Origin of the sequence: Terribacillus sp. AE2B 122 (assembly GCF_902497585.1) — a bacterium.
Lineage (GTDB): Bacteria > Bacillota > Bacilli > Bacillales > Amphibacillaceae > Terribacillus > Terribacillus saccharophilus_A.
This window is the reverse complement of the sequence record NZ_LR700944.1, coordinates 486,278-497,293: the sequence shown is the minus strand read 5'-3', so window position 1 is coordinate 497,293 and position 11,016 is coordinate 486,278. Positions and strand designations below refer to the sequence as shown.

Annotated in this window: 12 protein-coding genes and 1 other RNA gene; 2 read left to right on the top strand and 11 right to left on the bottom strand. The window is 44.6% G+C overall.

All coding sequences use genetic code 11. The features are described 5' to 3' along the window. Positions 1–111: 111 nt before the first annotated feature. The 7 genes from AE2B122_RS10890 to tadA form a co-directional block, all read right to left on the bottom strand. Positions 112–372 (bottom strand): pro-sigmaK processing inhibitor BofA family protein, encoded by a 261-nt coding sequence (locus AE2B122_RS10890; RefSeq protein ID WP_095220733.1) that lies wholly within the window; start codon positions 370–372, stop codon positions 112–114. A 73-nt stretch (positions 373–445) separates the two neighbouring features. Continuing rightward, positions 446–661: a YaaL family protein gene (locus AE2B122_RS10885; protein ID WP_095220732.1), complete on the bottom strand. Its 216-nt coding sequence runs from the start codon at positions 659–661 to the stop codon at positions 446–448. Between the two features lie 14 nt (positions 662–675). Next, complete coding sequence (gene recR / locus AE2B122_RS10880; RefSeq protein WP_038562527.1) at positions 676–1,272, bottom strand: recombination mediator RecR; 597 nt, start codon at positions 1,270–1,272, stop codon at positions 676–678. 15 nt (positions 1,273–1,287) lie between these two features. Then, complete coding sequence (locus AE2B122_RS10875; protein WP_095220731.1) at positions 1,288–1,605, bottom strand: YbaB/EbfC family nucleoid-associated protein; 318 nt, start codon at positions 1,603–1,605, stop codon at positions 1,288–1,290. A gap of 27 nt (positions 1,606–1,632) precedes the next feature. Beyond that, a complete protein-coding gene (dnaX, locus tag AE2B122_RS10870) occupies positions 1,633–3,309 on the bottom strand; it encodes a DNA polymerase III subunit gamma/tau (protein ID WP_095273035.1) in 1,677 nt (558 codons plus the stop codon). Between the two features lie 120 nt (positions 3,310–3,429). Then, an RNA gene (gene ffs / locus AE2B122_RS10865) (signal recognition particle sRNA large type) lies at positions 3,430–3,695 on the bottom strand. Positions 3,696–3,763: 68 nt separating this feature from the next. Further along, a complete protein-coding gene (tadA, locus tag AE2B122_RS10860) occupies positions 3,764–4,243 on the bottom strand; it encodes a tRNA adenosine(34) deaminase TadA (protein ID WP_095220729.1) in 480 nt (159 codons plus the stop codon). A 99-nt stretch (positions 4,244–4,342) separates the two neighbouring features. On the opposite strand from tadA, the gene AE2B122_RS10855 reads away from it, so the two are divergent. Together AE2B122_RS10855 and AE2B122_RS10850 are read left to right on the top strand one after the other, a co-directional pair. Further along, positions 4,343–4,867, top strand: a complete 525-nt coding sequence (locus AE2B122_RS10855; RefSeq protein ID WP_095273034.1) for a cysteine hydrolase family protein — start codon at positions 4,343–4,345, stop codon at positions 4,865–4,867. Positions 4,868–4,927: 60 nt separating this feature from the next. Further along, positions 4,928–6,211, top strand: coding sequence for a LysM peptidoglycan-binding domain-containing protein (locus AE2B122_RS10850; protein ID WP_175074075.1), 1,284 nt, complete (start codon positions 4,928–4,930; stop codon positions 6,209–6,211). Positions 6,212–6,236: 25 nt separating this feature from the next. Here AE2B122_RS10850 and AE2B122_RS10845 read toward each other — a convergent pair whose 3' ends face one another. The 4 genes from AE2B122_RS10845 to aldA form a co-directional block, all read right to left on the bottom strand. Beyond that, positions 6,237–6,956, bottom strand: a complete 720-nt coding sequence (locus AE2B122_RS10845; protein ID WP_175074074.1) for a DUF3891 family protein — start codon at positions 6,954–6,956, stop codon at positions 6,237–6,239. Positions 6,957–7,010: 54 nt separating this feature from the next. Further along, the gene (locus AE2B122_RS10840; protein ID WP_175074073.1) at positions 7,011–7,523 is read right to left on the bottom strand and encodes a type 1 glutamine amidotransferase domain-containing protein; all 513 of its coding nucleotides are present in this window, start codon (positions 7,521–7,523) and stop codon (positions 7,011–7,013) included. Positions 7,524–7,589: 66 nt separating this feature from the next. Next, entirely contained in the window at positions 7,590–9,290 is a 1,701-nt protein-coding gene (acsA, locus tag AE2B122_RS10835) for an acetate--CoA ligase (RefSeq protein ID WP_175074072.1), read from the bottom strand. Positions 9,291–9,464: 174 nt separating this feature from the next. Beyond that, positions 9,465–10,907, bottom strand: a complete 1,443-nt coding sequence (aldA, locus tag AE2B122_RS10830; RefSeq protein WP_175074071.1) for an aldehyde dehydrogenase — start codon at positions 10,905–10,907, stop codon at positions 9,465–9,467. Positions 10,908–11,016: the final 109 nt, after the last annotated feature.

Here is an 11,016-nt window from a genome sequence, read left to right as displayed (position 1 = left end):
AACATCATACCATGTTTTAACTTTCGTTGTCAACATGTTTTTTTGTTGTTGTCAGCTCCGTTCTGAAGCGACTTGAATAATATATCATGAATTAGGGTATACTGCAACACTTTATAATAAAAAATATTGAATTGCCGCCAGAGATGCTATTCCCGGGATGCCTAATACACCCACTAATACTGTTGTTGCGGCATTTATCGGGATGTGGAGTCCGGCAAGTGCTCCTACTACATTAAATAGAAATAATAGAAAGACACCAAGAATAAGCCTAACTGAACCTTTGAGCATTAAACTGAACAGCTTGCCTGACGTTCCTGAAATGAGTAAAACTACAACTGCAGCTAACAGGATACCGATTATTGCATATGACACATTTCATCTCTCCTTTAACTTGTCCTGTTTTCTAAATTATGAGTACGGACAAGAAAAAAGAACACGCATTGCGTTAAGTACGCAATGCGCTTAAGTTTCGGTGTCTTGCTTCACGAAGCATGAACAGATACTTGGCTTGCGCCACCTGTAGATCATACTGCCCCATTTCACTCGCATCGACACTTCTCTCTATTATAGATTGAATGCTCACCCAATCGTTCTTCATCTTGAATATATCAGTTAACAACTCTTTGTCCACATCAGATCTCTTCAATCTTCTGCCAGCCATTAATCTCACCTGCTTTACAGTTCTCTTCTGCCTTCCATCGCTTTGGAAAGGGTGACTTCATCCGCATACTCCAGATCTCCACCCATTGGCAGGCCGTGTGCAATCCTTGTTGTTCGTATACCAGATGGTTTGACTAGTTTGGATATATACATCGCTGTTGCTTCACCTTCTATGTTCGGATTGGTAGCTAGGATCAATTCCTTCACTTCCTCATCCTTCAGGCGGTTCAATAGAGACGGGACATTGATATCTTCAGGTCCGATACCATCCATCGGAGAAATAGCTCCATGCAATACATGATATTTCCCATTGAATTCACGCATCTTCTCCATAGCGATGACATCTTTCGGGTCCTGTACCACACAAATAAGAGAGCTGTCTCTTGCTTCATCCTGACAAATACTACAAGGATCCTGATCGGTGATATGACCGCAGATGCTGCAGTGGGTCAATTCACGTTTAGCATTGATTAATGCTTTCGCAAAATCCATGACGTCATCTTCCTTCATGCTAAGTACATGAAAGGCAAGACGCACGGCAGTCTTTGGTCCGATTCCAGGCAATTTAGTAAAGCTGTCTATCAGCTTCGAAATCGGTTCGGGATAATACATTTATTTAGTTGCCTCCTAGAACATTCCTCCAGGTAACCCTTTCGTGAACTGCCCCATTGTTTGGTTAGATTTGTCGTCGACTTGCTTCAACACTTCATTTGTTGCAGAAATAATAAGATCTTGGAGCATTTCTACATCATCCGGATCTACTACCTCTTCCTGGATGACTACATCAGTGATCTCCTTTTTACCATTAGCGATTACCTTTACAGCACCGCCTCCTGCAGTTGCTTCGAAAGTCATTTCATGAAGCTCTTCCTGAGCCTGCATCATTTTCTTCTGCATTTTCTGCATCTGTTTCATCATATTGTTCATATTCCCACCACCACGCATGGAAAAATCCCTCCTTGAATTTGTTTATTAGTCTTTTATTTCGAGTAAATCATCTCCGACCAGCTTCCTGGCCTCAGCAATAATCGGGTCTTCCTCTTGCTTTCCATCCTCAGAAGGATCCTGCTGCTTCTGATTTTTCAGGAAATCTTCCCGCAGTTCTGTCCAATTTGCCTCCGGAACCGGTATGACCATAACTTGGTGTCCGATCCGTTCTGCTAGTAATGATTCTATCGTGTCTTTGTGTTCCAAGGCAAGTGAACAGTGGATCTCATATTTGAAACCTATAATTAGTGCATTCTGCGATGCTGCTCTTGGCTTACTATTCAAAATCGTAGCATGTGCAGGTGCACTCTGCCTCTTAAGGGCATCCATAAAGCTTGCCCAGTGCTCGGCAACCAGCTTCAGTTCATCCTTTGTTGCTTCTGATAATACTTGGCGTATCCGTTCAAATGGAACACGATAGCTGTTCTTGCTGCCTGTTCGTACTGGACGCTTAGGCTGTTCGGCAGGAGCTGCTGCTGATTGCGGCTGCAATTTCAATTGTTTTAATTCCTGCTCCAGCTGAGAGATCTTACGTGTCAGCTGCTGCACAGCCTCGGCTTCCACGCTAGCTGTCGGAGCACTCTGATCTGCAATGTGCAGAATTGCAATTTCAACGAAAACCTTCGGACTGTTTGCCCACTTGATCTCCTGCTGACAACGGTTAAGTTCTACAATCGCTGCCTGGATCCAAGAAGCATCCACTTCCTCTGCCAGTTGTTTGAAACTATCATCCACGAGCACACGTTCAAGAATGTTCTCCATACCAGGTGCACTTTGGAACATAAGCAAATCCCGTAAGTAATAGATAAGATCAAAAACGAAACGCCCTGGATCCTTTCCATCCTGTATCAGCAGATCTACTTGTTCAAGTGCTGTTTGTACATCTTGTCTGGCACAAGCCCGGATAACCTCTGTCAGTCTATCCTGGGAAACGGCACCGGTAACAGCAAGCACATCCGCCAGCTCCACACCATCTTCACTATAGGAAATTGCCTGATCAAGCAAACTGAGTGCATCCCGCATTCCGCCTTCTGCTGCTAATGCAACTGACTCGACTGCATCATCGGATACTGTGATTTGCTCCTTCTCCAGAATCTCCTGCATTCTGTTTACCATCGCCTGCTGGTTGATACGTTTGAAATCGAAACGCTGACAGCGGGAAATGATAGTCAGCGGAATCTTATGCGGTTCTGTTGTCGCTAAGATGAACACAACATGTTTCGGCGGCTCTTCCAATGTTTTGAGAAGTGCATTAAATGCCCCAATTGAGAGCATATGAACTTCATCGATAATATACACTTTATATTTGACCGCGCTAGGAGCATATTTCACTTTGTCCCGGATGTCTCGTATTTGTTCGACACCATTATTGGACGCCGCATCAATTTCGATCACATCCGAAATAGAACCATCTTGTATACCCTTGCAAGCCGCACACTCGTTACACGCTTCCTCTACCGGTGCATGCTCACAGTTGATGGTCTTTGCAAAGATCTTCGCTGCACTTGTCTTCCCTGTACCACGCGGACCGGAAAACAAGTAGGCATGCGAGAACTTATCCTGCATAATGGCATTCTTCAATGTACGGATAATTGGCTCCTGTCCTACTACATCAGCAAATGTCCTTGGCCTCCATACACGGTATAATGCTTGATAACTCATTGCGCCGCGCTCCTTTTTTCATTCTTCCTTCATTATAACGGAATTAGTTTACTGATACTACATGTATAAAAAGAGCCCTTACCAAAATGGCAAGGACTCTGATTGTTTATTAATTAAGCGCCGTGCACCCACCGTCGATAATACGGATCTAAGCGTTACATAAGTTCATGGCTCGACCCAGGCTTCCCCGCGGCACACAGGAGAGACTGCTTACTGCTGCTTCCTTCCGGACCTGACAGGGTTCACAGTTTCCTGTTGCGCAGGACCCGGGTGTCAACACCAATTCCTTATGGCAGACCTTAAAGCCGCATTACCTCGGGCGGGAATTCGGCCTCGCTATAGCGGATTGCGAGTACAGGGCACCGCTACCTCCCCGCTTAGCACGGCTAAGTTGTGAATAAAGTTAGGCGCTTCGATAGCGCACTTCATAGTATAGCTTGTTTATAGTGAAAAATCAAATCCGGCTGTTTTTCTCTGCTTTTCGCTTTCGGAGTTCTCGGAAAAATGAGGTCAGCAGTCCGCCGCATTCCTCTTGCAGCACACCGCCAGTCACTTCTGTCTGGTGATTGAACCGATCATCTTCCAGTAAATTATATAAAGTTCCCGCACAGCCTGCTTTCGGATCATACGCACCAAACACTACCCGTCGGATCCGTGATTGGATGATAGCACCTGCACACATTGGGCAAGGCTCAAGGGTCACGTACAAATCACAATCCTCCAATCGCCAGCTGCCTACCTTTTCATTAGCTGCCTGGATTGCATGCATTTCTGCATGTGAGTGTGCCTGCTGCGTCGTCTCTCTAAGATTAAAGCCAGAAGCGATGATTTCTCCATCCTTCACAATAATAGCTCCAATTGGAACTTCTCCAAGATGCTCCGCTCGCTTCGCTTCATTTATCGCTTGCTCCATCCAGTAAGCATCAGTCGTCATATCTATCTCCCACATTTCTATCCAAAGGTTTCAAATTACGTAAAGTTGATAATGTATAAGTATAAGAAGCTTCCTACTACGAAGTAAAGGAGAATTATCATGAGTGACAAAAAAGCAGTCTTATTTATAGATGTATTCAACACATTTGATTTTCCCGGCGGTGATAAGCTGCTGGAAAATACAAAAGAAATATTGCCTAATTGGGAGAAGCTTCGCAAAAAGGCAAAAGAAAATGATTGGCCGGTTATCTTTATAAATGACCACTACGGAATCTGGCAGGATAACTTCAAAAAAATAGCTGACTATTGCCGGAATGAAGATAACATGGAAATCATCGATAGTATGATGCCGCAAGAAGATGATTATTTTCTTTTGAAACCGAAGCATTCTGCTTTTTTCCAGACATCACTGCCATCTTTATTAAAGGATTTAGATTGCGAACGAGTTATTCTAGCAGGTGTTGCAGGTAATATTTGTGTTATTTTCTCCGCGAATGATGCCCATATGCGGGAGTTCAAGCTGGATGTGCCGAGAAATTGTGTAGCTTCTAATACAAAAGAACAAAATGAAGATGCATTGCGTGTTATTGAAGCGACTCTCAATGCCAATACAGATTCAATCTAACATAAGACGGCTCCTCCGAGCATAGCTTTTCTATAGAGGCTTTATAAAGGAGGAGTCGTTTTGCAAATATATGTAGTTCAGACTGGTGATTCACTGAATAGCATTGCAAGCCGTTATGGTACGACAAGTCAGGAATTGATTACTGCAAACGAACTTGCAGCACCAAATGACCTTGTCGTCGGACAGGCGCTGGTGATCCCGATCATTGGCTCATTCTATTATGTCCAAGCTGGCGACAGTCTTTACACGATAGCCAGAAGAAATAACCTGTCAGTTACAGAGCTCGCTCGAATCAATAATATTTCTGCATCAGCAGTCCTGCAGCCAGGACAGCGTCTCTATCTGCCACCAAAGCCAAAAAGTCAGATAGAATCAAATGCGTATATCGAGCCATCCGGAAATACTGTTTCCCAGACATTGGAGACTGCAGCAAGACAGCGTGCCCCATACCTCACCTATTTGATGCCTTTTAGTTACAGAGTAGATCGGGAAGGGAACCTTACCGCACCGCCATTGAATGATTTTGCAGCAATTGCACAGGCCAATAATACGACATTAAGTCTTGCTGTCTCCACACTTGAGGGCGGACAGTTCAGTGCCGAATTAGGGACTCGAATTGTAACCACAACTTCTGTACAAGATCGATTATTTACGAATATTATCAATACAGCCAATGAAGTAGGTTTTGGCGAGGTGCACTTCGATATTGAATTTTTGCCGGCAGAGAATCGGGAAGACTATAACAATTTCCTAAGGCGCGCTGTCGCCAGGCTTCGACCTGAAGGACTGCGTGTATCGACAGCAGTAGCACCGAAAACGAGCGCAACCCAGCAAGGGCAATGGTACGAAGCACATGACTATGCTGCACATGGGGAGATTGTCGACTTTGTTATCTTGATGACCTATGAATGGGGTTATAGCGGCGGACCGCCATTAGCCGTCTCCCCATTGCCAAATGTAAGAGATGTTGTGGAATATGCATTAACTGAAATGCCTGCTAACAAAATCATGTTAGGACAGAACTTGTACGGCTATGATTGGACACTTCCATACGAGCCAGGAGGAGACTATGCCAAAGCCGTCAGTCCGCAGCGAGCCATCGCAATTGCTCGTGAGAATAATGTCTCGATTCAGTACGATACTACTGCGCAAGCACCTTTCTTTACGTATACAGCAGCTGGTGCACAGCATGAGGTGTGGTTTGAAGATGCCCGATCCATCCAGGCAAAATTCGATTTGATCAAGGAGTTGAATCTGCGCGGAATCAGTTATTGGAAGCTTGGTCTTTCCTTTCCGCAAAACTGGTTGTTACTTACCGATAATTTCACAGTCAGAAAGCTATGAGAGCAGTAGACCTACTGCTCTTTTTTTATGTCACTGTCACCCAGAGCTTCACTTCACGGAACTCATCTCCATCAACTATCACTTGCGGAATGGCTAGAAGCACAGTATCTTCAAGCGGGGAAGGTGTCAGCCTGACCTCGTCGGATGAAACCCACTCTCCAATAATCTTGTCAGCAAAAGAAAACTGTTCCCTGAAGCCATCACGGAACCAGCTCACTTCGTCTTTCTTTGATACTCCCGGCTGGTTCATACATAAGTACAAAGAAACATCATCACAGAAAGAGAGCATTTTCTGATCGATATCCAGCGTAGCTTTCTCAGCTGATGTTAGTGTTTGCATGTCAGCCTGCTGCAACCCGTATTCCCGATTCAAAAATGCTTTTATCTGTTCATCATCTGTATCATCGGAAAAGAAGGAGCAATAATGTCTGCTGCACAATACAGCCGCATAACGAGATTGTTCCCGTACTTCCATGATTCCCTGCTGATATGCACGCAGCTTGTCGGTTAATGGATAATCGATAAAGCTGTAGAATCCATTCCCATCGGGTTTTCGTTGTGGTACCTCATCTAAAGGTATCCAGGCTCTGTCATGTTGGTCAATTGCCATGATAGTCTCCGGACGCTGAACAGGTGAATCTGGATCATCCTTTCGCCAATGCCTGGCTATTTCCCCGGAAATAGCTGCATGGGCATGCTGAGGTATTAGCACCGTTTTCCCATCGTTATTTTCTCGAACGATCATTCTATCCCTCCTATGAAAAACTCCCGGCATATAGCCGGGAGTCGCAATTTAATCTTATTTCAATAGCTTCAAGGATTCGTCGATGAATGCTGGAATATCATCCGGTTGTCTGCTTGTAACCAGCTGGTTCTGGCATACGACAACTTCCTTATCTTCGACTGTTGCGCCAGCGTATTCCATGTCCACTTGAATGGACTTATATCCTGTCGCTTTTCGGCCTTCTAGTGTTTTAGCTGTAATTAGCAGCTGCGGTCCGTGACAAATTGCAAATACAGGCTTCTTCTCATCCATGAAATGCTTCGCAAAATTAACAAATCGATCATCCGCCCGCAAGTTATCAGGTGAATTACCGCCAGGGATGAACAGTGCATCAAAATCAGATGGGTTCACATCATCGATGCCTTTATCGATAGACACTGTTACTTCCCCTTGCTTACCTGTCACACTTTTTCCTGCCTCAAATTCAATGGTTGTCACTTCATGACCTGCTTCTTTAAATGCTTTCGCTGGATCTGTGTATTCTACGTCTTCAAAAGTATCAGTAATTACTGTTGCAATTTTAGCCATTGTCTAACACTCCTTTATAAAGTATCACACAATGTATAGTTCCACGTTGGCTGTCGATTAAACCTCTTATTCCTCTAAAGTCGATGTATCACCTAGCGGAAGACCAAGCTCTTTGGCACGAAGCAGACGTCGCATGATCTTACCGCTTCTTGTCTTTGGAATCGAGGTGACAATTTCAATTTCCCTTGGTGCAGCATGTGCACTCAGTCCTTTTTTAATGAACTGACGAATCTCTTCACGCAACTCCATGGAATCTTTATGCCCTTTATCCAATGTGATAAAAGCTTTGATGATCTCCCCACGCTCTTCATCCGGTTTCCCGATCACAGCAGCCTCGGTAACTGCATAATGCTCAATAAGCTTACTTTCCACTTCAAATGGTCCAACCAATTTTCCAGAAGTGTTTATCACATCGTCCAAACGCCCTTCAAACCAGAAATAGCCCTCTTCATCCATTATGGCGCTATCACCTGACACGTACCAGCCATTGATAAAGTAACTATCGAACTTCTCTTGATTGCCCCATATTGTCTTCATCATTGATGGCCATCCTGCCTTAACTGCAAGATTTCCACTTGTATGCGCTGGCAGTACATTCCCTGCATCATCAATAATAGCAGCTTCGACACCTGGAATCGGTTTGCCCATTGCTCCTGGTTTGATCGATAGTGTTGGATGATTGACGATGAGCATGGCGCCAGTTTCGGTCATCCACCATGTATCATGGATACGTTTGCCGTAAACTTCTTCCGCCCAATAGATAATCTCTGGGTTCAGTGGCTCCCCAACACTGAGAACATGACGAAGCGAGGACAAATCATGGGAATGGGCAACCTCATCTCCTGCAGCCGCCAGCTTCCGCAATGCAGTCGGAGCTGTGTACCAGACTGTTACCTTATGCTTTTCGATGATCTTATACCATGCTTCCGGGGTGAAACGGCCGCCAGCTATGACATTTGTTGCCCCATTCAGCCATGGTCCGAATATGCCATAGCTCGTTCCTGTCACCCAGCCCGGATCTGCGGTACACCAATAGACATCATCCTCCTGTAAATCCAAGATCCACTTGCCAGTAGCATAATGCTGAATCATCGCCCGATGCGCATGATAGACACCTTTGGGCTTACCAGTGGAACCGGAGGTATAATGCAGCAGCATACCATCCTCTTTATCCAGCCAGACGGGCTCGAATTCGGTTGATGCCTGATCCATCAATTCTGTATAGTCATGCACTCCATCTGTTTCGCACTCGAGTACAATGACTTCCTTCAATTCAGGCAAATTATCTCTGTTAACACGTTGCAGCAGTTCTGCAGTGGTAATTAGGATGCTAGCACCACTGTCCTTCAGTCGATCTTCTACTGCCTGCTCCATGAATGCTTCGAATAATGGTCCAGCTACTGCGCCAATTTTGAGAATACCAAAAAAGCTTGCGTAAAAATCAGGACAGCGAGGCATGAACAAAAAGACACGGTCTCCTTTTGCTGCTCCGAGAGATTTCAGCATATTGGCAGCCTGATTGCTACGTTCCTTCAGTTGTGCGAACGTCCATTTTTCCTCTGTCTGTCCATCCTGAAAAATAAGAGCAAGCTGATCCGCTTTAGCTGGATTTTCCGCATGACGGTCGATCGCTTCATAAGCTGCATTCAATTTGCCTGTGTGGAACCAGGAAAAATCCCGCTCCATCTGACTCCACTCAAACGTCTGACGTAGTGCTTCAAAATCCGTTACATTGTGCTTTCCAGCGAGAGGTGCTAACATTTTCATGATTCGACATCCTTCCCTTTATTTTGTAAGCGTTTACAATAAATACGAATAAAAAAGCCTCTGTCTGCATCAGCAAAGCAAGTAGGTTATTTCCATTGTACCTTGTTTTCCTTACCAATCAAAGCGAAATCATGAAAATGAACACCTGCGTATTTACGCAGGTGTTCATGGTTGTTATTTTTTATATTGCATATATACTGCCTGTGTAATCAGGAAGTCCTCGATTCCGTATTTACCATCCGTACCGCCGAGACCTGATTTACGAATACCTGCATGATATCCTTGGACTGCTTCCATGTTCTCGCGATTCACATACGTTTCGCCGAACTTAAGCTCGTTGATCACTTTCATCGCTTCATTCAGATCTTCTGTATAGAGAGATGAGGAAAGACCATAGTCTGTATCATTACCCATTTCAATAGCCTCTTCCAAGTTTGTGAATGTAACAATTGGAACGACCGGACCAAAGATTTCATCTTTAATAATAGACGAGTCATGTTGAACGTTTGTCAGGATAGTTGGCTCATAGAAATAGCCGGATTCTGCATCTGGTCTTTTACCACCGATGATACAATTGGCGCCTTCCTCTTTAGCAGCCGCTACCATCTCTTCGACCGTCTCCAAACGATCCTTGCTGACAAGCGGTCCCAATTCTACATTATGATCTTTGGCAGGATCTCCATAAGAGACTCCTTCAAACGACTGCTTGAGTTTTTCCGTAAACGTTTCTGCCACACTTTCATGTACATAAACGCGCTCAGCATTCGTACAAGTTTGTCCGTTATTCAGCAGGCGAGATGCTTTAATTTGTTCTACCGCTAAATCCAAATCAGCATTTGCCGTCACAATGGCAGGTGCCTTACCACCAAGCTCCAGGTTTACTTTGGTAATATTCTGTGCAGCAGCCTCCATTACTTTTGTTCCAGCTGTAACACTGCCTGTAATCGAAATCATGTCTACTTTCGGATGGGAAGCAAGCTGATTTCCTAATGCAGAGCCTGTCCCTGTGACATACTGATAGACGCCGTCGGGTATAATACCCAATTCATCAACCATCTTGGTGAATTCGTAAGCTGTATTCGGTGTCTGTTGACTTGGTTTCAAAACAAGTGTACATCCTGCGGTGAGAGCCTGTGCAACTTTCCGCGCCAAAATAAAGACAGGGAAGTTCCATGGCACGATACCTGCTACAACCCCGATTGGCTTCTTATAGATAAAGATATTTTCATTTGGCCGGTCACTCGGGACAATGTCACCTTCAATGCGGCGTGCCCATTCTGATGTGTAGCGGAAGAAATCAATCGCCATATCCACTTCTCCAGTAGCAAGCTCATAATTCTTGCCTTGCTCTTCCTGAAGCAAGGAAACAAAGGTATCTTTTCGTTTTTCCAGCTCATCTCCAAGCTGGCGCACTATCTTAGCACGCTCAATCGCCGGCGTCTGCTCCCACTCTTTTTGAGCTGCGGCAGCACCATCCACAGCTTGGTTCACTTCATCCTCTGTCGATTTGGGGATTTTAGAGATGACTTCCTCTGTTGCCGGGTTTAAGATATCAATTGTCTCTTCTGTTTGTGAAGTAATAAAACGTCCGTTGATATAAAGCTTATGCGTTTCCACATTCATCCTCCTCTTTTTATTCCTGGTAGTTGTTTTCCACCATAAAGGAAGATACAAACACAAAAAGCCCACTCTTTAAAAGAGCGGGCTTTTTCTTACACTTAGCAGA